The 22,123-nt window shown below is 75.2% G+C and carries 15 protein-coding genes; 4 read left to right on the top strand and 11 right to left on the bottom strand.

The genetic code is table 11. The features are described from left to right. Nucleotides 1-32: 32 nt before the first annotated feature. Nucleotides 33-2,291 (top strand): molybdopterin-dependent oxidoreductase, encoded by a 2,259-nt coding sequence (locus L3X23_RS13370; RefSeq protein WP_237192531.1) that lies wholly within the window; start codon nucleotides 33-35, stop codon nucleotides 2,289-2,291. 174 nt (nucleotides 2,292-2,465) lie between these two features. Here the strand turns inward: L3X23_RS13370 and L3X23_RS13365 are convergent, their stop codons facing one another. From L3X23_RS13365 to L3X23_RS13315, 11 genes are all read right to left on the bottom strand, one after another. Continuing rightward, nucleotides 2,466-2,756, bottom strand: coding sequence for a Rho termination factor N-terminal domain-containing protein (locus L3X23_RS13365; protein WP_237192530.1), 291 nt, complete (start codon nucleotides 2,754-2,756; stop codon nucleotides 2,466-2,468). A gap of 34 nt (nucleotides 2,757-2,790) precedes the next feature. Further along, nucleotides 2,791-4,500 (bottom strand): MFS transporter, encoded by a 1,710-nt coding sequence (locus L3X23_RS13360; protein WP_237192529.1) that lies wholly within the window; start codon nucleotides 4,498-4,500, stop codon nucleotides 2,791-2,793. A 210-nt stretch (nucleotides 4,501-4,710) separates the two neighbouring features. Then, nucleotides 4,711-5,196 (bottom strand): NUDIX domain-containing protein, encoded by a 486-nt coding sequence (locus tag L3X23_RS13355; protein ID WP_374204839.1) that lies wholly within the window; start codon nucleotides 5,194-5,196, stop codon nucleotides 4,711-4,713. A gap of 19 nt (nucleotides 5,197-5,215) precedes the next feature. Next, the gene (locus L3X23_RS13350) at nucleotides 5,216-5,560 is read right to left on the bottom strand and encodes a UBP-type zinc finger domain-containing protein (RefSeq protein ID WP_237192528.1); all 345 of its coding nucleotides are present in this window, start codon (nucleotides 5,558-5,560) and stop codon (nucleotides 5,216-5,218) included. Beyond that, complete coding sequence (locus tag L3X23_RS13345; protein WP_237192527.1) at nucleotides 5,557-7,002, bottom strand: ATP-binding protein; 1,446 nt, start codon at nucleotides 7,000-7,002, stop codon at nucleotides 5,557-5,559. Before L3X23_RS13345 ends, L3X23_RS13350 begins: the two co-directional genes overlap by 4 nt. 12 nt (nucleotides 7,003-7,014) lie before the next feature. After that, nucleotides 7,015-8,727, bottom strand: a complete 1,713-nt coding sequence (locus L3X23_RS13340; RefSeq protein ID WP_237192526.1) for an FAD-dependent oxidoreductase — start codon at nucleotides 8,725-8,727, stop codon at nucleotides 7,015-7,017. Between the two features lie 56 nt (nucleotides 8,728-8,783). Then, entirely contained in the window at nucleotides 8,784-10,730 is a 1,947-nt protein-coding gene (recD, locus tag L3X23_RS13335) for an exodeoxyribonuclease V subunit alpha (protein ID WP_237192525.1), read from the bottom strand. Further along, the gene (locus tag L3X23_RS13330) at nucleotides 10,727-14,482 is read right to left on the bottom strand and encodes a UvrD-helicase domain-containing protein (RefSeq protein WP_237192524.1); all 3,756 of its coding nucleotides are present in this window, start codon (nucleotides 14,480-14,482) and stop codon (nucleotides 10,727-10,729) included. The genes recD and L3X23_RS13330 overlap by 4 nt, the downstream gene beginning before the upstream one ends. Further along, complete coding sequence (recC, locus tag L3X23_RS13325) at nucleotides 14,479-17,775, bottom strand: exodeoxyribonuclease V subunit gamma (protein WP_237192523.1); 3,297 nt, start codon at nucleotides 17,773-17,775, stop codon at nucleotides 14,479-14,481. Before recC ends, L3X23_RS13330 begins: the two co-directional genes overlap by 4 nt. Nucleotides 17,776-17,837: 62 nt before the next feature. Further along, nucleotides 17,838-19,301 carry an SDR family NAD(P)-dependent oxidoreductase gene (locus L3X23_RS13320; RefSeq protein WP_237192522.1) on the bottom strand — a complete coding sequence of 488 codons (1,464 nt, stop codon included), beginning with the start codon at nucleotides 19,299-19,301 and terminating at the stop codon, nucleotides 17,838-17,840. After that, a complete protein-coding gene (locus L3X23_RS13315) occupies nucleotides 19,298-19,723 on the bottom strand; it encodes a DUF6319 family protein (RefSeq protein ID WP_237192521.1) in 426 nt (141 codons plus the stop codon). Before L3X23_RS13315 ends, L3X23_RS13320 begins: the two co-directional genes overlap by 4 nt. An 89-nt stretch (nucleotides 19,724-19,812) precedes the next feature. Here L3X23_RS13315 and L3X23_RS13310 point away from each other — a divergent pair, with 89 nt between their 5' ends. The 3 genes from L3X23_RS13310 to L3X23_RS13300 all read left to right on the top strand — a co-directional run bounded on the left by L3X23_RS13310 (nucleotide 19,813) and on the right by L3X23_RS13300 (nucleotide 22,032). Beyond that, complete coding sequence (locus tag L3X23_RS13310) at nucleotides 19,813-20,253, top strand: MarR family winged helix-turn-helix transcriptional regulator (RefSeq protein ID WP_237192520.1); 441 nt, start codon at nucleotides 19,813-19,815, stop codon at nucleotides 20,251-20,253. After that, nucleotides 20,250-21,497, top strand: coding sequence for an MFS transporter (locus L3X23_RS13305; RefSeq protein ID WP_308116895.1), 1,248 nt, complete (start codon nucleotides 20,250-20,252; stop codon nucleotides 21,495-21,497). Before L3X23_RS13310 ends, L3X23_RS13305 begins: the two co-directional genes overlap by 4 nt. 85 nt (nucleotides 21,498-21,582) lie before the next feature. Next, complete coding sequence (locus L3X23_RS13300; RefSeq protein WP_237192518.1) at nucleotides 21,583-22,032, top strand: universal stress protein; 450 nt, start codon at nucleotides 21,583-21,585, stop codon at nucleotides 22,030-22,032. Nucleotides 22,033-22,123 lie beyond the last annotated feature (91 nt).

The following is a 22,123-nucleotide window of genomic DNA, read 5'->3' as shown; positions in this document are numbered from 1 at the left end:
ACCACGCACGACCGCACGTAGGCTGAGCGACGATGACCGTCTCGCACAGCGCGCACTGGGGAGTCTTCCGGGCCGAGTGGGAGGGGGAGCGGCTGCGGGTCACCCCCCACCCGGACGACCCCGACCCCTCGCCGGTGCTGCAGAACATCCCGGACGCGGTGCGCCACCCGGCCCGCGTCGCCCGGCCTGCCGTGCGTCGGGGCTGGTGGGAGCACGGGCCCGGGCCGTCGGACCGGCGTGGGCACGAGGAGTTCATCGAGGTCGGTTGGGACGAGGTGCTGGACCGGCTCGCCGGCGAGCTGCGCCGAGTGCACACCGACCACGGCCCGACCGCGGTCTACGGCGGCTCGTACGGCTGGGCCAGCGCGGGGCGGTTCCACCACGCGCAGAGCCAGATCCACCGGTTCCTGTCCATGGCGGGCGGCTACACGCAGTCGGTGAACACCTACTCCGGCGGCGCGGCGGAGGTGCTGATCCCGCACGTCCTCGGGCCGTTCGACGCGGTGACCCGCTCCGTCGTGACCTGGGACCAGATCGCCGCGCACACCGACACCGTGCTGGCCTTCGGTGGCATGGCGCTGAAGAACTCGCAGATCGCACCGGGCGGGATGTCGCGGCACGTCGAGCGGTCCGCGATGGCGGCGGCCTCCGCGCGCGGGACGCGGTTCGTGCTGGTCAGCCCGTTGCGTCCGGATCTTCCGGCCGCGGTGTCCCCGCAGTGGCTCGCCCCGGAGCCGGGCACCGACGCGGCGCTGATGATCGGCCTGGCCCACACGCTGCTGGCCGAGGACCTCCACGACCCGGACTTCCTCCGCGACCACTGCGACGGGTGGGAGGCCTTCCGCGACTACCTCCTCGGGGGTCGGGACGCCGACTGGGCCGCCGAGATCTGCGGGATCCCGGCGGACGAGATCCGGTCGCTCGCGCGGCGGCTCGCGGCGGGCCGCACGGTGATCACGGTGGCGCAGTCGCTGCAGCGCGCCGAGCACGGCGAGCAGCCGGTGTGGGCGGCGCTCGCGCTGGCCGCGATGCTCGGCCAGATCGGCCTGCCCGGCGGCGGGTTCTGCTACGGCCTGGGGTCGCTCGCCCACTACGGGCGGGTGCGCACCGCCGTCCCCGTCCCGACCCTGGCGCGCCGGCCCAACCCGGTCCGCTCGTTCATCCCGGTCGCGCGGGTGGCGGACATGCTGCTGGACCCGGGCGGGAGCTACGCCTACAACGGGTCCGACCTCACCTACCCGGACATCCGGCTCGTCTACTGGTGCGGCGGCAACCCGTTCCACCACCACCAGGACCTGTCGCGGCTGCGACGGGCGCTGGCGCGCGTGGACACCTTCGTGGTGCACGAGTCGGTCTGGACGGCCACGGCCCGGCACGCGGACGTCGTGCTGCCCGCCACGACGACCCTCGAACGCGAGGACATCGGCGCGGGCGGCACGGACGCGCTGGTCGTGGCGATGAAGCCGGTCGCCCCGCCGTACGAGTCCGCGCGGGACGACCACGCGATCTTCGCCGAGCTCGCCGCCCGCCTGGGCTTCGCGGAGCGGTTCACCGAGGGCCGCACCCCGCGCGAGTGGCTGGTGCACCTCTGGGAACGGACCGAGAAGGCGTTGGCGAACAAGGGGTTCCCGGCGCCCACCTTCGAGGAGTTCTGGGCCGCGGGCGAGGTCACCCTGCCCACTGGCCCGGACGACGGCGGCATGCTCGCCACCCTGCGCGACGGCGGGCGGCTGACCACCGAGAGCGGGCGGGTCCAGATCGGGTCCGCGGTGATCGCGTCCTTCGGCTACGACGACTGCCCCGGCCACCCCGCCTGGATCCCGCCCAGCGACCCGCCGTCGGCCCGGCACCCGCTGTGGCTGGTGTCGAACCAGCCCGCGACGCGGCTGCACAGCCAGCTCGACTTCGGGGCCACGAGCGCCGCAGGCAAGGTCGACGGGCGCGAGGTGATGCGGATCCACCCCGCGGACGCGGCCCCGCGCGGGATCGAGGACGGCGCCGTGGTCCGGCTGGTCAACGACCGCGGAACCTGCCTCGCCGCGGCGCGGGTGACCGACGAGATCCGCGCCGGGGTGGTGCAGCTGCCGACCGGGGCCTGGTACACGCCGGCCGCGGACGACGACCCGACCTGCGTGCACGGCAACCCCAACGTGCTCACCAGGGACGTCGGCAGCTCCCGCCTCGCGCAGGGCTGCACCGGCCAGCTGACCACGGTGCAGGTCGAGGCCTACGTCGGGGTGCCGCCCGCGGTGCAGGCCCACCGTCCCCCGCGGATCCGCCAGGCGGAGTAGCCCCGCCCGCCGCCGCGGGTCGCGCGGCGGTGGGCGGGCTTCCGACGGGGTCGGGGAGGCATGCCGCGACCAGGCCGGGACTTCCTGCACGGCCCGGAGTCGTGTCCCGCGTCGCACCGACTACTGAGTGACCGGTGCGGCGGGGGCGCAAACCTCGCGTCCCGTCTCGGAGCACTAGTGGGTGCGGAGCGCCTCGATGAGCTCGTCCTTCGACATGCTCGACCGGCCGTCGATGCCGACCCGCTGGGCGCGCTCGTAGAGCTCGTCCTTGGTCATGTCCTCGTACGAGCCTGCCCGGCCGCCGCGGGCGGCGACCGTCTGCTCGCCCTCCGCCGCGGAGCTGTTGGCGATGCGTGCCGCCTTCTCCTTCGACGCCCCCTCGTCCCGGAGCGCCTGGTACACCTTCTCGTCCTTGATGCTGGGATTCGGCATGGCGCAGAGGTACCCGCCGGGCACGACGTCCATTCCCGGCCGAGGGTGGCGCGGGAGGGTGCACGTCTCACCCGGCGGGCACCGGTTCCGGGGTCGGTGCGACCACCGTCGGGTGCGACGGCCGCGGCGCCGGCCGGGGGTCGACGGCGGCTCGCTCGACGAGCGTGGCACCGCGGAGCATCGACGGCCGCACCGGAACGGCGACCCGCGCACCCGTGGTCGGGATGATCCGCAGGGGCTGCACGCGGGCGTCGACCATCAGCGGCCGCCCGGTGCGCACCACGGGGCGCAGCGGACGCAGAACCACCCGGCGCGTGGCGTCCCCCCGCGGTCCCGGCCGCAGGTCCGCGGACGCCGGGACCGTGACCAGCCTGCGCAGGACGGGTCCCGGCCCGCGGGCGGCCAGTACCTGGGCCTGTCTGCGCAGCGCCGGCCGCACGGCGGGTACGACCCGGGGGAGCGGCAGCCGCGCGGGCAGCGTGACCCGCGGACGCGCAGGCCCGACGATCAACGCCAACGCCGCGGCGGTCAGCGCCAGCACCGGGACCAGCGCGAGCGCGGTGGGCAGGCCCGCCTGCTCGGCCACGAATCCGATCACCGGCGGACCCCCGAGCAGCCCGGTGTACCCGACCGTCGAGGCGAGTCCGACACCGCGGGCGCCCGAGTGCGCGCCCGCGCGGGCGATCGCGACCGGGAACAGGTTGGCCAATCCCAGCCCGACCAGCACGAACCCGGCCAGCGCGAGCTCGGGCGAGCCGGTGAGCAGGGCCAGGCTCATGCCGGCGGCGGCGAGCCCGCCGCCGCCCGCGAGCAGCCGCGTCTGGCCGATCCGGCGCAGCAGCACCCCGCCCGCCAGCCGCCCGCACGCCATCGCGAGGGAGAAGCACGAGTATCCGGCCGCGGCCAGCGCAGGGCCGGCACCGAGGGTCTCCTGCAGGTGCAGTGCGCCCCAGTCGGTGATCGCGCCCTCGCCGAACGCGGTGCAGCCCGCGATCAGCCCGAGCAGCACGACCAGGCCGCGCCCGCGCCGAGCGTCACGGGAGCGCGGCGGTGCGAGCGGTTCGGTGACGTTCGTCGGGGGTGTGGTCGTCGAGTGTGTCGGGGGTGTGGTCGAGGGTGCGTTCGCGTGACCCTCGGAACGATCATGGGGACGGGTCGCGGGGAGGCCCAGGTCGCGCAGCGCCGGACGGGTCCAGGCGGTCACGCCGAGCCCGACCAGGCCGACGCCGACCAGGTGTGGGAGCACCGGGCCGAGGGCGGTCGCGACCCCGCCGACCGCCGCGCCGACCAGCCCGCCGAGGCTGAACGCGGCGTGCAGGAACGGCAGCAGCGGCCGGTCGGGGCGTCGGGCCTCGACCGCGACGCCCGCGCTGTTGATCGCGACGTTGACCAGGCCGGTGCAGGCACCGAACACCAGCAACGCCGCGCAGAGGGTGGGAATGGAGCCGGCGAGGCCCGGCAGCGGGACCACCACGCAGACGGCGAACGAGCCGAAAACGGCCACCCGACCCGCGCCGAAGCGGGTGGCCAGCAGGCCGGTGAGCTGCATCGACGCCAGAGCGCCGAGGGACACGCAGAGCAGGGCCACGCCGAGGGTCGCGTGGGTGGCCCCGACCTGCTCGGTGACGTCGGGGATGCGGGCGGCCCAGCTGCCGAACACGGCACCCGCCAGGGCGAACAGCGCCATGACGGGGTTGCGGGCACCGGTGGTGGGACGGGGGGACGGACGGAACCGGCCGGACGCGCGCAGGCGCGTCCCGACGGGAAGGACGGGCATCGGGGATGTTCCTCGGGCGGGGCGCTCCGGCGGCGTTCGGGTTGCCGGACCGGGGCGCCCGCCGTGACGGCCACGCGCGGCGCGCGTGGCGGGGCGGTCGGAGTGGGGAGACGCACGACCGCGTGCGCCGAGGTGTCCACGGTGCCAGAACGCCGACCGTGATCGCCAGCTCGCCGCAGGTGAGACGGCTCACGATCGATTCAGAAGCGGCTACTGCAGGAGCGCGACGAGCCGGTCCAGGAAGGCGCGCTGGCCCTTGACCAGCTTCTCCCGGGCCGTGTCCAGGTCGAACCAGCCCGCCCGGTCGATCTCGGGGAAGCGCAGCAGCCGCCCACTGTGGCGGGGCCACTCGATCTCGACCCAGTCGCCCTCGTCCGGGCGGTCGGCGACGGCCGCGACGAGCTCGTCCGGCACGTCCCCCGCGAGCGCGAAGCCGAGCACGGTCTTGCGCCGCCCGGACTGGACCACGTGCCCGAGCTCCCGCAGCTCACCCGCCGGGGCCGGGAAGCCCAGCTCCTCGGCGAACTCGCGGCGGGCCGCCGCGACCGGCTCCTCGCCGTCGTCCAGCTCGCCCTTCGGAATCGACCAGGCCGCGGCGTCCTTGCGGGACCAGAACGGCCCACCCATGTGTCCGAGCAGCACCTCGACGCGGCCCGCGCGCTCGCGGTGGAGCAGGATCCCGGCACTGGTCAGCACACCGGGATTCTGCCCTCCGTCAGTGGACCCGCGTACGCCAGTCCGCCGGGACCCGTCCGGCCGGGCCGGGCGTGGGCTGGTCCGCGGGGTGCGACGTGGGCGGGGCGAGCTCGGGCCCGGACAGGCCGACCTCCCGCTCGTAGTCCCAGAACCAGTCCTCGCCCGGCTCGAAGCTCTGCACGACCGGGTGCCCGGACGACCGGAAGTGGGCGGTGGCGTGCTGGGCGGGGGAGGAGTCGCAGCAGCCGACGTGCCCGCACGTGGCGCAGCGGCGCAGGTGCACCCACCAGCCACCGGCGGCGTCGCACTCCGCGCAGCCGGTGCCCGACGGCGGGACCACGGAGTCGATCACGGGCTCGGTCACGAGGCCTCCTCGGCATCGTCGAACGGCAGGAGCACCTGGAAGCGGGTGTCGCCCGGCGCGGAGACGACCCGGAGGTCGCCGTGGTGGCGGTTCACCACGATCCGCCACGAGATGTCCAGGCCGAGCCCGGTGCCCTCGCCGACGGCCTTGGTGGTGAAGAAGGGCTCGAAGATCCGCGACCGGATCTCCTCCGGGACCCCCGGCCCGGTGTCGCCGATCTCGACGAGCATGCGGTCGCCCTCGCGGGCGGTGCGCACGGTGAGCGTGCCCTGCCCGCCCATGGCCTGCAGGGCGTTGTCGATCAGGTTCGTCCACACCTGGTTGAGCTCGGCGGCGTACACGGAGATCTTCGGCAGCGTGCGGTCGAAGTCCTTCACGAGCTGCACGCCGTCGCCGAACTTGTTGTGCAGCATCACGATGGTGGACTTGAGCAGCTCGTGGATGTCCACCGTCTGGTACGGCGCCCGGTCCATCTGCGAGTACTGCTTGGCCGCCCCGACCAGCGTGGACACCCGGGTGGTCGAGTCCGCGATCTCGTTCATCAGCAGCTCGGTCTCGACCGTGTAGTTCAACCAGCGCACCGCGCCCTCGAGCACGGACGCCGGGACGCTCTCCTTGACCCGCGTCAACCACTCGACGTCGATCCCCGCGGCGACGAAGTTGGGCGCGATGTCCCAGCCGCCGTCGATCCCGGCCTCCTCGAGCCACTCGCCGACGGCGTCCTCGGCGTCTCCGGTCTCCAGCGGGGACAGGTCGGGCGCCTTCCCGACGCGGTCGGCCGCGTCCTCCTGGATGCGCACCAGGGTCTCCAGGTCGACCCGGTCCCAGTTGCCCGCCCCGATCATGCCCAGCTTGTGGCGCATCCCCGCGACGCGTTCGCGCAGCGTGGCCGTGGCGCGCACGGCGGCGGCCGCCGGGTTGTTGAGCTCGTGGGTCAGACCGGCGGACAGCGACCCGAGGGCGAGCAGCCGCTCCCGCTGGGCCACCGCGTTCTGCGTGTTCTGGAACCCGAAGAACAGGCCCTCCAACAGGTGCAGGGCCATCGGGAACCACTCGCGCATCAGCGTGGACAGCTTCTCCGCGTCGAGCACGTAGAAGCGCGACGGGACCGTGACCCGCAGGGAGTTGTTGTAGACCTGCGGCACCCGGTCGCCGAGGTAGGCCTGCCAGGCACCGGCGTACACCCCGGGCTGCGCGGTCCGCTCGACCTCGACCTCCTCGCCGCCCGAGCGCCGGGTGAGTACGACGGTGCCCTCGATCAGCACGTAGAAGCAGGTCGCGGGGGCACCCTCGGTGTAGACCGGCCCGGGCCCGAACTCCTCGACGCGGCCCTGCTCGCACAGCGCCTCGAGCTGGGCGGGCTCGAGCTTCTCGAAGAGGAAGAGGGTCTTGAGCTCCTCCGGATCGCACACCGACCGTGCTGACGACTCGCTCTCGCTCATGACGGGTTCCCTCTACGGATTCTCTAGGTACCGGTGGACGAGCGACACGGCCATCGCCCCGTCGCCCACGGCGGACGCGACCCGCTTGACGGACTCGGCGCGGGCGTCCCCCGCGACGAACACGCCGGGCAGGCTCGTCTCCAGGTGCAACGGATCGCGCTCGGCATCCCATCCCGCGGGGCGCTTCCCGCCGACCAGCAGGTCCGGCCCGGCGAGGACGAAACCGCCCGCGTCCCGCGCGATCCGCTCGCCCAGCCACTCGGTGCGGGGGCTGGCCCCGATGAACACGAACAGGTACCCGGCGTCCACCGTCTCGGTCTCGCCGGTGGTGCGGTCCCGCAGGGTCAGCTTCTCCAGGTGCTCCCCGCCGGTGGCCTCGACGACCTCGCTGCAGGTGCGCACGGTGATCTCGGGGATGCCCTCGATCTGCTCGATGAGGTACTGCGACATCGACGCCTGCAGGCTGGGCCCACGCACCACCATCGTCACGCTGCGGGCGTGCCGCGAGAAGTACACGGCCGCCTGACCCGCCGAGTTGGCGCCGCCGACGACGTAGACGTCGCTGCCCGCACAGCCCGCCGCCTCGGTGAGCGCCGAGCCGTAGAACACCCCGCGGCCCGCGAGCTCGGTCAGCCCCGGCGCCTCCAGCTCGCGGTAGGTCACCCCGGTCGCCAGGACGACGGCGTGGGCGTGGATCGCCGTGCCGTCCGCGAACCGGACGGTGCGGGCGCTGCCGTTCGCCTCCAAGGCGACGACCTCGCGGGCGGTGAGCAGCTCGGCGCCGAGCCGGATGGCCTGCCGCCGGGCCCGGTCGGTGAGCTGGGCGCCGGACACGCCGTCCGGGAAGCCGAGGTAGTTCTCGATCCGCGAGCTCTGGCCCGCCTGGCCGCCGGTCGCCATGCGCTCGACGAGCACCGTGCGCAGGCCCTCCGACGCCCCGTACACGCTCGCGCCGAGGCCCGCCGGGCCGCCGCCGATCACGATGAGGTCGTAGAAGTCCGCGGCCGGGATCGTCGAGAGCCCGACGCGGTCGGCGAGCTGCATCTCGTCCGGGCAGACCAGGCACTCCCCGGACGGGGAGATCACCACCGGCAGCTGCGAGTCGTCCACCCCGGCGGCCTCCAGCAGCCGGCACGCCTCCGGCTGGTCGACCGGGTACCAGCGGTAGGGGACCTGGTTGCGGGCCAGGAAGTCCCGCACCTCGTGCGAGCGGGCCGACCAGCGGTGCCCGATCACCCGCGTCTCGCTCACCTCGTGCCGGTCCGCCTGCGCCCAGGCCTCGATCATCGCGTCGACGACCGGGTAGAGCTTCTCCTCCGGCGGGTCCCAGGGCTTGAGCAGGTAGTGGTCCAGGTCGACGACGTTGATCGCGGTGATGGCGGCGTCGGTGTCGGCGTAGGCGGTGAGCAGCACCCGGCGGGCCACCGGGTAGAGGTCCAGGGCGCGTTCGAGGAACTCCAGCCCGTTCATGCCGGGCATGCGGTAGTCGGCGAGCAGGACGGCGACGTCGTTGCCGCGCAGCGCCATCTCCTTGAGCGTGTCGAGCGCCTGCTGGCCGGACTCGGCGCGCACGATGCGGAACCGGTCGCCGTAGCGGCGGCGCAGGTCGCGGGCCACGGCGCGGGACACGCTCGGGTCGTCGTCGACGGTGACGAGGGCGGGTTTGGCGGGGACGAGCGAGCTCGGAGCTGTGGGGGCCCCAGTCGACGTGGGGGCGTCGGTCATGGTGTCCATCCTGCCGTGTGACGGGTGCGCGGTGCACGGGTTTCGCTCAGGGGTGCTCACCCCAGCCGTTCGCGCAGGCCACTGGCCCTGCTGACCGGTCTCCCGACGGCCGCGCGGACGGCCTCCTCGCTGCCCACCAGCCGCACGACGCGCTCGGCCCGGGTGACCGCCGTGTAGAGCAGCTCGCGGGTGAGCAGCGGCGACTCCGGCGGGGGCAACACGACGGTGACGTGCTGGAACTGGCTGCCCTGGCTGCGGTGGACGGTCATCGCGTGCACGGTCTGCACCCCGCCGACGCGGGCCGGGGCGAAGGACTGCGGCTCGCCCGGGCGGCCGAACACCGCGCGCAGCACGCCGTGCTCGCGGACCACGACGCCGGTGTCGCCGTTGTAGAGGCCCAGGTCGTAGTCGTTCCCGGTGACCAGCAGCGGCCGACCGGCCCACCAGGGGCTCGCCCGCTCGCCGGGGGCGGGGTCGGCGAAACCCGGGTGCGCCTGGCCGAGCCAGCGCTCGACCTCCTGGCTCCAGCGGGTGACCCCGAACGGCCCGCGCCGGTGCGCGCACAACAGCCGGTGCCGGTCCAGCCCGCGCAGCGCGTCCGCCGTGCGACCCTCGCGTGCCGCGGCGAGCAGCGCGCCGGACGCCTCCACCACGTCCGCGCGCAGCCCGTCGAGACCCGCGGGCTCGCGCACCTCCAGGTCGGACTCGACGAAGAGCAGGTCCGGGTGGCCCGCGCGGAGCAGGGCGACCGCCTCGTCCGCGGACCCGCGCTGCACGGCGTCCGCGAACGCGGCGATGCCGCCCTCGAAGCGCCAGGTGTGGGTCAGCGTGACGACGCCGTGGACCACCGCCGGATCGTCCGGGGCGAGGGCGCCGATGCTCCGCAGCCGCTCGTCCAGCGCCGGCTCCGGGGTGCCCGACGCGCGGGCGAGGTCGCCGAGGACCGCGCCCGCCTCGACCGACGCCAGCTGGTCCGGGTCGCCGACCAGGACGATCCGGGCGTCCGGGCGGACCGCCTCCAGCAGCCGGGCCATCAGGGTGAGGGAGACCATCGAGGTCTCGTCGACGACCACGACGTCGTGCGGGAGGCGGTTGGCGCGGTCGTGTCGGAAGCGGCTCGACGAGCCCGGCCGCCTGCCCAGCAGCCGGTGGATCGTCGAGGCCGTGGGCGCACCCACCCGGGCACGATCCTCGGCGGGGAGCCGGCCGGTGTGGTGGCCGACGGACTCGCCGAGCCGCGCCGCGGCCTTCCCGGTGGGCGCGACCAGCGCGACCCGCAGGGGGGTCGGTCCGGTGTGCAGGTCGTGCAGCAGCGCGACCAGGCGCGCCACCGTCGTCGTCTTGCCCGTGCCGGGGCCGCCCGCGAGCACGGTGACCCGGCGCAGCGCCGCGACCGCCGCGGCGAGACGTTGCAGGTCCGTGCCGGGCGGCGGGGCGGGCACGGCGCCCGTGTCCGGCGGGGGGTCGAAGAGTCGGGCGAGGCCCGCGCGCAGCCGGTCGAGGTCCACGACGGGCTGCTCCGCGGCCGCCCGGTCCCGCAGCTCGCGCCGGACCAGCTCCTCCTCGGCCCAGTAGCGGTCGAGGTAGAGCAGGGACCGGCCGTCCTGCACGGGGACCAGCCGCAGCGGGTGCCCGGACGCGGCCTCCGCCCCGACCGCGGTGAGCGGGCTGCGCTCCACGGCCGCGAGCCAGGCCGCGGGCTCCGGCCACGGCAGCGCCGCGACGTCCACCGACTCCTCACCCTCGCCGAGCACGGTGTGACCGACCTCGGCGAGGTCCACGCACACCGAGCCGTTCCGGATGGCGCGCACCGTGAGCGCGACCGCGAGCAGCACCTCCTCGGGCTCACCCGCCGGATCCCCGCCGAGCCGCCCGAGCCGGGTCGCGACGTGCACGTCCGCCGCCGTGAGCACGCCCGCGGTGTTGAACTCCGCGAGCAGACCCGTCGCGGACCGGGCGGTCCGCAGGTCGTAGGGGTCGCGATCGAGCTCCACGCTGGTCATGTCAGGTCCCCCAGGTCGAACAGCCCCGGCTCGTCCGGCTCGGGCTCGCTCGGCCGGGGCTTCTTCGGCGGGGTGGGTGCGGTCGGCGGGGTGGGTGCGGTCGACTGCTCGACGACCACGGGCAGGTCGAGGGCCAGCTCGTCCGGGCCGTCCACGCCGTCCACGCCGTCCACGCCGTCCACGCCGTCCACGCCGTCCACGCCGTCCGGGCCGTCCGCGCCGACTGGGCTGTCCGGGCCGACAGCGTCGTCGGGGTCGACTGGACCGCCGTCCGGGCCGCCCGGGCCGCCCGGGTCGACCGCCTCGGCCTCCGCCGGCACGGGACCGGCCGCGGACCGCTCGCCCGGCTCGGCGACGTCCGGAGCCGCCACCCGTGCTCGTGAGTGGCGATAGTCGCTCTGGCGACCATCGCCACTCACGGAGTCCAGGGTGTCCGACAGCGCCTCGACCAGGCCCGCGGGCGGGCGCCAGCCGAAGACGCCGCAGGGCGTGCCCGCGACCTGCGGGGTGCCGGCGCCGCACATCCCGCGCAGGAACAGGTAGAGGACCCCACCCAGGTGCTCGGCCGGGTCGTAGGACGGCAGCCGCCACCGCAGGTAGCGGTGCAGCGCGACCGCGTAGAGCAGGGCTTGCAGCGGGTAGTGCGCGGCCTGCATGGCCGGGACCAGCACGGCGGGGGCGTAGTGCGCCGCCGTGAGCGGCTCCCGGCCCGCCGGGCCCGCGGGCCCGAGCCAGTTGGTCTTGTAGTCCACCACGAGATAGCGCCCGTCGACCCGCAGCACCGCGTCGATCGAGCCGGTGAGGTACCCGCGCAGCGGCTGGTCGGCGAGACCGGGGGCACTCAGCAGGTCCGGGTAGCCCGCGAGCGGGTCGTCCGCGGGCAGGTACCGACGCAGGACGGGGGCGAGGTCGCCCAGCGTGACCCGGCCTGCGGGGGTGTCGCCGCCCGCGAGGGGCATCTCGAAGTCCAGCTCGGCGAGGCGGTCCCGAGGCGGGATCGCCCGCAGCGCCCGGCCGCCCGCGAGCGGCCCCAACGGGGTCTCGACGACCGGGACCAGGGCCGCGGCGAGGGCGTCCGGGTCGATGTCCGTGGGCTGCGCGGCGAGCGCCGCGCCGACCTGGGCCCGCAGCTCGGCGGCCAGGTCCGGTGCGGTGGGGTCGAGGTGCTCGAACACCGCGTGCACCAGCGTGCCGAATCCGGCGCCCAGCGGGAGGTCCGCCATGGGGGAGGGCACGTCCGCCCCCAGGTCCGCCGCGGTCTCCGGCAGCTCGATCTCGGCCTCGTCGTCCGTCCCCGCGTGCTCCGGCTCGGACCCCACTCCGGATCCGGTCGGAGCCGACCCGTGTGCATCCGCCGTCAGCGCCGAGTAGGACGTGCGCCGCCACGCGGTGTCCAGGACCCGGGCGAACCGTGCGGTCCCGAGGGCGGGCAGCGGCTCCGGGCGGGCGGGCGGTGGCGCGGGAGCGCGCTCGGACAGGGTCTCGACCCTGAGCCCCGGAATCCCGCGCAGGATGTCCAGGGCCGCCGCATCCGCCGGCACCTTGTACCCCGGCATCGGCACGGTCCCCGCCGCCGGACGCCCGATCAGCAACCGGTTCAGCGCCGAGCACTCGGTGGTCGTCGAGGGCGCCCACCACGCCACGACCTGGCACTTCGCCCGGGTCAGCGCCACGTACATCAGCCGCAGGTCCTCGCCCGCCTCCTCGTCCAGGTGGCGCTGCAGCCGCTCGGCGCGGGCCGGGCCGAGCGGGCCGCCGACGTCGAGCACACGGGCCCCCTCGTCGTCGTGCACCAGCAGGACGTCCGCCTTGTCGTTCACCCAGCGGTCCCAGCCGAACGGCACGTAGACGACCGGGAACTCCAGGCCCTTGCTGCGGTGCACGGTGACGATCTGCACCGCCTCGGCGTCCGACTCCAGCCGCCGCGACCGCTCCGTGGTGGTGTCCCGCGCCGCGTCCGCCATGCGGTGGCGCAGCCACTCGACCAGCGCGGACGGACCCAGGTGCCGGTCGAGCGCGGCACCGTGGAGCACCTGCCCGATGTGCCGGACGTCCGTCAGCCGCCGGTCGCCCTCGCGCAGCCCGAGCAGGCGTTCGGGCAGCCGGGTCCGGGTGGTGACGGCCTCCAGCAGCGCCGCGACGCCGCGCTCGGCGAGCACCGCGTGCCAGGCGCGCAGGTCGGCCCCGAGCCCGTCGATCAGCTCCTCGGCGCGCGCGCCGCACAGCTCCTCGACGGTGTGCCCCACGAAGCAGGTGAGCGCCACCGCCCGCAGCCGGGTGGTGCGCTGCGGCTGCTCGACGGCCTCGAGGAGGGTGAGCCACTCGGCCGCCGCCTCCGTGGTGAACACGCTGGTGGTGCCGGTCAACACCGCCGGGACGCCCGCCTCGGTGCAGGCCGCCCGCACGGCCAGGCCCTGGTTGTTGGTCCGGACGAGCACCGCCACGTCCCCGGCGTGCAGCGGCCGGTCCTCGACGGTGGCGCCCGAGGCGAGCAGGGCCGCGACGTCCCGGGCGACGTCCTCGGCGACGACCTCGCGAGCCTTCGCCGCCCGGCCCAGCCTGCGGCCGGTGAGCGGGCCGATCCGGTCCCGGTCCACGACGCGCAGCCGGAACGGCTCGTCCGAGTGCGCGCCGCCGGGGACGGCGAACCGCCGCGCCGTGTGGTGGGCCTCGACCCGCCGCACGACGATCTGGTCGCTGCCCAGCGCCACGCCCTCGCCGGACGCCGAGCCGAACACCCCGTCGAGCGCGTCCAGCAGGGCCTCGTCGGTGCGGAAGTTCCGGCCGAGCGTGCGGACCGAGCCCTCCCGGACCGCCTGCAGGTAGGACACCACGTCCGCCCCGCGGAACGCGTAGATCGCCTGCTTGGGATCCCCGATGAGCACGAGCGTGACCTGGCCGTGGAAGGACCGCTCGAGGATCTCCCACTGGATCGGGTCGGTGTCCTGGAACTCGTCGACGAGCACCACGTCGTAGCGGGCCGCCAACCGCGCCCGCGCGGCCTCGCCGCGCACCGGGTCCCGCAGCGCGTCCGCGAGGCGGGTGAGCATGTCGTCGTAGCTGAACAACCTGCGGGCGCGCTTGCGGCGGTCCACCTCGGCGCGGACGGCCTTCGCGAACCCCTGCCGCACCTGCGCGACCGACTCCGGGGCGGCGTCCGCGGGCTCGAGCCGGGCCTGCGGGTCGCCGACGGCGCGCCGGGCCAGGGCGAGGGCCTCGTCCCGGCCGAACAGCGGCGACCCGGCCCCGCGGGCGGCGTACTTGCGCACGTAGAAGTCGTCCACGACCTCGGTGACCAGGTCGTCGGTGTGCTCGACGAACTCCGCGTCCGGATCGCTGTCCCCGGCCACCCCGAGCCCGGCCAGCATCTGCTGGCAGAACTGGTGGGTGGTCGCGATGGTGGCCGCGTCGAACTCGGCGAGGGCGGCGCGCAGGTTCGCCCGGGCCTGCTCCACGTCACCCTTCTGCAGCAGCGTGATCACCGGATCGTCCGTGAGCGCCCCGCGGGCCAGCCCGCGCTCGGTCGCCGCGAGCCGCTCCCGGACCCGTTCGCGCAGCTCCTGGGTGGCCTCCCGGCCGAAGGTGACCAGCATCAGCCGCGAGAGGGGGACGCCGTCGGCCACGTACCGGGTGGTCAGCGCGGCGATCGTGTACGTCTTGCCGGTGCCCGCGCTCGCCTCCAGCACGGTGGTGCCCTCGGGCAGGTCACCGTCGACCGCGAACTGCGGGTGGGTGGGGAGTACCTGGGTCACAGGACCTCCAGGTGCTCGGTGTCGAGCAGGGGCCGCCAGATCCGCTCGGCCAGCGTGCCGAACCGCGACTGCGCCCCCTCGCGCTGCGCGAGCAGCGCCCGGAACTCCGGGTCGGGCCCCAGGACCGCGATGATCGACTCGTCCTCCTTCTCGAACCGCCACTCGCCCTCCGCGGCGGCCTCCGCGTCCGCGACGGCGGTGCCCAGCCTGCGCGCCTTCGCGTACCCCAGCGCGCAGGGCATGGACAGCGGCAGCGGCTCGCGCAGCCCCTCGCGGTGCACGGCGGCGAGATCGGCCAACGCCGACCGGGCCTCCTCGACCCCCACCGGGCCCACCACGGCCCGCGCCGTGCCGCCGCGCCCGCGCCCCAGGGTGACCGCCCGCCACGGCACGCCGGGCCGGGTCACGGTGAGCGCCAGCAGCCGCGCCCAGGCCTGCAGGCGGTGCTTCGCCGCCAGCCGCGAGTACACGACGGTGACCAGCGTGTGGTCGTGGATCCCGGCGACCGTGCCCACCACGCGGACACCCGAGGGCAGCGGCGCCGCGACGTCCAGCGACACGGGCTCCCCGACGCGCAGCTCGCGACTGGCCTCCACCAGCGGTTCCACCGCCCGGTCGACCTTCTCCAGCACGGCCCCGCCGAGCGCGCCCGGCGGCAGGTCGCCGCGCCGCCACTCGGCCGCCGCGGTGTGCTGCTGCCCCGCGCCCGCGAGCCGGTCGCGCAGCATCCGGTCGCCGACGGCCCACTCCTCCAGACCGTTGAGCGCCACGGGCAGCGCGTCGCCGGGCTCGGTGTCCTCGGACCGCGGGACCATGCCCACCCGCTGGCGCAGGAACGCCTTCATCGGGTGGTCGAGGAACCGGACGAGGTCGTCCAGCTCCACGGTGTCGGTCTCCGCGGGCGGGGCGAGTGGCCCCGACAGGAACGGCGGGACCGGACGCCGCTCGCCCTGGGACGCGCGGGCACCCGCGAGGGCGGTGCGGTCGAAGCTGAACGGCTCGGGCAGGGCGAAGTTGCGGGGGTCGAAGGGCTGCAACGGGTGGCGGTGGGTGATCGCCTCGCTCGCCTTGCCGCCGACCACCCGCACGGTCTCGTCCACGGCGTCGAGCAGCTCGCCGATCGGCACCGCGGGCGGGCGGGGCGCACCGGTCCGCTCGTTCATCCCCGAGTGCACCACCACGAGGTGCTCGGTGGCCGCGGTGATCGCGTCGAGCAGCAGCTGGCGGTCCTCGGCGCGCGGGTCCCGTTCCCCGATGCGCGGTGCCCTGGCCAGCACGTCGTCCCCGTCCGGGGCACCGGTACGGGGGAACACCCCGTCGTCCACCCCCAGCAGGCAGACGACCCGGTGGGGGACCGAGCGCATCGGCACCAGGGTGGCGACGGTCAGCGTGCCGGTGCGGAAGTTCGCCCGGCTCGGCCTGCCGCGCAGGCGGTCGGCGAGCAGGCCCCGGACGTCGGACAGCGACAGCGGGACGGTCTCGGCCTGCGGGCCCGCCGACCGCACCACGTCCGCCAGCTCGGCGCGGGCCTGGGTGTCCTGCCAGGCGTCCGACGTCGTGGTGGCGGTGAGCGCCGACAGCCCCTCCTGCAGCGCGGCCACCCACGCGGTGAGCGGCTGCGGACCGCCCAGCGCGCCGAGGACGGCGGCGAGCCGGTCGAGGATCTCGGCGAGCGACCCGACCAGGTCGACGTCCGAGGAGTCCACGTCGTCCAGCGGGAGCGCCGTGCCCAGCCAGCCCTGCTCGCCCGGGCGCTCGGCCATCGCGACGCCGAGCAGCATCCGGTCCAGCCCGGCCGCCCAGGTGTTCTGCGGGAACCCGTCGAGCCGGAAGGGGCGGCGGTGCTCGCCGTCGAGCCCCCAGCGGACGCCGGACAGCGCGACGAGCTCGCCGATCCGGTCCACCGCGTCGTCGTCCAGGCGGAAGCGGCGGCGGACCGGGCCGGAGCCGACCAGGTCCAGCACCTGGGAGGCCGCGACCCGCGAGTCGGCCAGCTCCAGCAGTGCCGACGCCGTGCCCAGCAGCGGGTTCGCCTGCCGCAGGGCGCGGTCGGCGAGCCGGACGCGCAGCCGGTGGCCGGGGTGGGCCTCCTCCTCGTCCTCGGCGGCCAGGCCGAACGAGGCCGAGATCAGCGGGGCGAACGCCTCGATGTCCGGGCACATGACGATGACGTCTCGCGGTTCGAGGGTCGGGTCCGCGGCGAGTAGGCCCAGCACGATCTCGCGCAGCACCTCGACCTGCCGGTCCGGGCCGTGACAGGCGTGGACCGCGACGCTGCGGTCCGCGGGGTCCAGGAGGGGGAGCTCCCCGCCGGGGGCCCGGTCGGTGCGCAGCGCCTCCTGCAGCCTGCCGAGCAGCGTCCGCGGGGTGGGCGCGCCGGGGTGGTAGTGGTCCTGCGCCGCGGGGAGCCGCAGCTGCAGCTCCCGCACGTCTCGCCCCAGCGAGCGCAGGAGGGGGTTGCCGACGGCGGCCGCGGACCCGTCCTGCTCGCGGAGCAGGGCGGGCTCCCGGCCCCTCAGCGTCTCCCGCAGTGTCTCCCACAGCGCGGGCGAGGGATGGGGCAACCAGAGGTGCACCGCGCGGTGGACGGCCAGGGCCTCCAGGACCGCGAGGTGCTCGGCGGCGAGCCGGGTGGGCCCGAACACGCTCACCGACTCGGGGAGCTCCACGCGCGACGGATCGGCCCGCAGGACCGCCTCGGCCGCGGCGAGCCGTTCGGCGGGGCCCGGTTCGCCGATCCGGGCGCGCAGCCTGCGCCAGAGCTCGACCTGCCAGCGCAGGTCGGGCGGGGTGTCCTGCGGGTTCCCCCCGTGCCAGGCGCGGAGCATGTCCGGGCGGTGGACCGCGTAGCTCGCGAACAGGTCCGAGAGCCTGCGGGCCACGGCGTAGGTGCGGGTCTCCCCGCTGTGGCGCAGGTGCGCGGCCAGCGCCGCGAAGGTCGCCCCGGGGTCCGCGACGGCCGCCCGGACCTCCTCCAGGAGCGGCCAGACCGCGCGGCGGGGGTCCCAGGGATCGGTGTCGGGGTCCGTCCCGGTGGCCGCGTCCACCGCCTCGGCGAGGAGCTGACCGGGGGAGGGGAAGACGACGTTCGCGCACACGCCGTCCGCACCCGCCCGGGTGCCGGTGCGGGTGCCGAGGCGCAGGGACAGGCGCTGTTGGAGCCACCGCTCCACGCCGCGCTCGGGCACCGCGACGACCACGGGCGCGAACGGGTCGCCCGCGGGCTCGCCGAGGACCTCGGCGAGGGCGGTGGCGAGCGTGTCCGCTCGTTCGGCACGGTGGATGTGGAGCACGTGCTGGAACCTAACGGGGGCCGCCGACAGTCGCGGACACCCCTCCACGGTTGTCCACAGGCCTACCAGTTCGCGATCGCGTAGTCCTTCAGGAAGACGCCGTAGAGGTCCTCGCCCGCCTCGCCGCGCACGACCGGGTCGTAGACGCGGGCGGCGCCGTCGACCAGGTCCAGCGGGGCGTGGAAGCCCTCCTCCGCCAGCCGCAGCTTCTGGTGATGGGGGCGTTCGTCGGTGATCCACCCGGTGTCCACCGCGGTCATCAGGATGCGGTCGGTGTCGAACATCTCCTGCGCCGAGGTGCGGGTGAGCATGTTCAGGGCGGCCTTGGCCATGTTCGTGTGCGGGTGCCCGGGTGCCTTGTACCCGCGGCCGAACACCCCCTCCATCGCGCTCACGTTGACCACGTACGACCGGCCGTGCGCGGCGGCGCCCGCGGCCAACGCGGAGCGCAGCCGGGAGACCAGGATGAACGGCGCCGTCTGGTTGCACAGCTGCACCTCGAGCAGCTCGAGCGGGTCGACGCCCTCGACGTTCGCGACCCAGCTGTTGACCCGGGCCGTGTCCGGCAGCAGGCCGCCCGCGTCGACCGCGATGCCCGCCTCGATCCGCTCGGGGGACGCGCTGCGGGCGGTCATCGCCAGCTCCGCGAGCCGGTCGGCGGCCTTCGACCCGCCCTCGGCGGTCTCCACCACCGCACCCAGCGTCGGGACCGCGCCCGCGAGGGCGGCCGGGTGCGCGTCGCTCGCGTGGGAGAAGACGAGCACGTCCGGCACCGTGTCGGCCGGGAGCGGCGTGCTCTCGGCCTCGGCGAGCGCGGCGTAGGAGCCGGGTGCGCGGCGCACGGTCTGGGCCGCGTTGTTGATCAGGACGTCGAGCGGGCCCTGCCCCGCGACGTCGTCGGCCAGCGCCGCGACCTGCGCGGGGTCGCGCAGGTCGATGCCGACGACCCGCAGCCGGTGCAGCCAGTCCGCCGAGTCCTCGACCGCGGTGAAGCGGCGCACCGCGTCGTGCGGGAACCGCGTGGTGATCGTCAGGTGCGCGCCGTCCCGCAGCAGCCGCAGCGCGATGTACATCCCGATCTTGGCCCGGCCGCCGGTCAGCAGGGCCCGCCGCCCCCGCAGGTCCGTCCGCGCGTCCCGCCGGGCCCGGTTGAACGCGGCGCACGACGGACAGAGGTTGTGGTGGAAGGCGTCCACCACGGTGTAGCGCTGCTTGCACATGTAGCAGGACCGGGCGCGCCGCAGCGTCCCCGCGACCGCGCCGGGGATGGTCGACGCCAGCGGGATGCCCGCCGTCTCGTCGTCCACCCGGCCGGGGGCGGCCGTGGCGGTGGCGGCGAACACGGCGTTGTCGGCGTCGGTGACCGCCTTGCGGCGGGCGCTCTTGCGGCGCTGCTTGACCGACTTCCACACCCGGGCCGTGGCGCGCCGCACCGCGACGGCGTCGGGGTGCTCGGGGTCCAGCTCGTCGACCTGCGCGAGCACCTTCAGCGCGGTCGCCAGGTCGTTCGGGTCGATGGCGCTCATTCCAGCTCGGCGAGCGCCTTCCGGGCCTGCTCGAGCTGGGCCTCCAGCTCGGCGACCTTGGCCTCGCGCGTGGCCCGGGCCTCGGCGATGACCTCGTCGATCGGGCCGGAGATCTCCGGGTGCAGCTCGGCGGCGGCCTTGAGCACCGCGCCCGCGGACACCGGCAGGCCGCGGGCCAGCCAGGTCGCGCCGCGCTTGAGCTCGGCCTGCCACTCGCCGTCGACCGCGCCGCTGACGGTGAGGGTCAGCTCGACCACGCGGGTGGTCTTGGCGGTGGAGCCCTTCGGGCGGCCGCGCTTGCGCGGGGCGGGGTCCCCGGGCGCGTCGGTGGGGGCCGGGTCGGCGGGGGCTTCGACGGCGGGGGCCTCGACGACGGGGGCCTCGGGCGTGGAGTCGGCGGGCTCCGGAGTCGGTGCGGTCACCGCTCCAGGATGACGCTCGAACAGGTGTTCGAGTTCGCCCGCCGGCGGCACATCGCGCAGCTATATAGTTGTGTGATGTAATGGTCCGCGTGAACCGAACGGCCACGAACGACGTCGCGGAGCTCGCCCACGTGCTCGAACGCACCGTGAGCTGGCTGCGCCGCTCGGCCCGGGAGGCGGAGTGGAACACCGTCGCCCTCTCGGTGCTCGACGAGCTGGATCGGGGCGGCCCGCGGCGGATCACCGTGCTGACCGCGCTGGAACGCACGTCGCAGCCGGGGATGACCGGGATCGTCGGGCGTCTGGAGGCCGCGGGCCTGGTGACCCGGTCCCCGGACCCCACCGACGGCCGCGCCGTGCTCGTCTCCGCCACCCGCGCGGGCCGCGCCTACATCGCCGAGCGGCACGCCGCCCGCGCGACGTTCGTGGCCGACCGGATCACGACCCTGTCCGACGACGACCGACGCGCGCTGCTCGCCGCGACGCGCGCCCTGGCCGCCCTCATCGAGTCCGAGGGGAAGCCCCTGTGAGCACTGTGAGCAGTACCGCGAGCCCGTTCCGCCAACCCAGGGCGGTGTGGGCGGTCGCTTTCGCGTGCGTCATCTCGTTCATGGGCATTGGGCTGGTCGACCCGATCCTGCCCGCCCTCGCCGACCAGCTGCAGGCGAGCCACGCCCAGGTCGAGCTGCTGTTCACCAGCTACCTGGTGGTCACCGCGCTCGCCATGCTGGTGACCGGCTGGGTGTCCAGCCGGATCGGCCCCAAGCGCACCCTGATCGCCGGGCTCGTGCTCATCGTGATCTTCGCCGCGGCGGCGGGGGCCGCGGGCGGCATCGGCGGGATCGTCGGCTTCCGGGCCGGGTGGGGCCTCGGGAACGCCCTGTTCATCGCCACCTCGCTCGCCGTGATCGTCGGCTCCGCGAGTGGCGGGTTCGCCGGCGCGATCGTGCTGTACGAGACGGCGTTGGGCGTGGGGATCGCCTCCGGTCCGCTGCTCGGCGGGCTGCTCGGGAACATCTCCTGGCGGGGCCCCTTCTTCGGGGTCGCCGTGCTGATGCTGATCGCCCTGGTGGCGACCGTGGTGTTCGTCGAGAAGACCCCGCCGACGCAGCCCAGCAGGCTCTCGGAACCGCTCACCGCGTTGCGGCACCGGAGCCTGCGCACCACCAGCCTGGTCGGGCTCCTCTACAACTGGGGCTTCTTCACCCTGCTCGGCTACGCCCCGTTCCTGATGAACCTCTCGGCGCTGCGCCTGGGTGCGGTGTTCTTCGCCTGGGGCGTCCTCGTCGCGCTGTTCGCGGTGTTCGGCGCCACCTGGTTGAAGAACCGCTTCGGCACCGCGCGCACGCTCTACGGCTCGCTGGTGGGGGTCGCGCTGGTCCTCGCCGTGATCGGCACGTTCTCCGGGTCGGTGCCCACGGTGATCGTCGCGACGGTCCTCTCCGGCGCCTTCGTCGGGCTGAACAACACCCTCGTCACCACGGCGGTCATGAGTATCTCGCCGGTCCCGCGCCCGGTGGCCAGCGCCACCTACGGCTTCGTCCGGTTCATCGGCGGCGGGCTCGCCCCGTTCGTCGCGGGACTGCTGGCCGCGGCGGTGAACGTCCACCTGCCGTTCTGGATCGCCGCGGTGGTGGTGCTGGGCGGGCTCGCCCTGCTCACCACCGTGCACCGCGATCTCGAGCAGGCCGACGGCGGGGAGTCCGAGGTGGACAGGGCCGAGGAGGTCGCGGTCGGCGAGGGTGCCGTCGAGCCCTCGGAGATCCGGTCGTGAGCGCGCGGTCGGTGCTGCCGTCGGTGCTGCGGTCGGCGGCGCCGCGCCGGGCCGGGGCGCTGTGCGCGCGTGGTGAGGGGGAGCGGTGAGCTTCGAGTACGGGGCGGACGGGCCGCGGTCGGTGGTCGTCGGCGTGGACGGCTCGGAGACCGCCTACCGGGCCCTGCACTACGCCGTCGGGCAGGCGCGGCGCCAGGGCGGACGGGTGCTCGCGGTCTACGCCGACCAGATCCCGTCGCTCGCCTTCGCGACCGCCGTCCCGCTCGCCGCGTCCGCGGTGGTCGACGAGTCCACGGACACCCTGGTCGCCGAGCTGCGCACCACGGTCGACGGCCTGGCCCGCGAGTACGGCGTGCAGGCCGTGTTCGAGGTCGTGACGGGCGACCCGGTGAACGCCCTGGTGCACATCGCCGAGCGGGAGCGGGCGGACGCGATCCTGGTGGGCGCGAGCGTCCAGGCGGGTCACAAGCTCTTCGGCTCGGTCGCGATGCGCGTGGTCAAGATCGGCCGCTGGCCGGTGACGGTGGTGCCGTAGGGGGCGTGCCGCGCGGCGGCACTGCGGTGGCGCTGCGTGCCGGCGTGACGGTCGGGGGTGACGAGAGCGCGCGGGTGAGTGCGCTCGCGTG

This window comes from Pseudonocardia sp. WMMC193 (assembly GCF_021728735.1).
Lineage (GTDB): Bacteria > Actinomycetota > Actinomycetes > Mycobacteriales > Pseudonocardiaceae > Pseudonocardia > Pseudonocardia oroxyli.
Note: the sequence above shows the minus strand (reverse complement) of the source record. Positions and strands in the feature narration are given on the sequence as shown.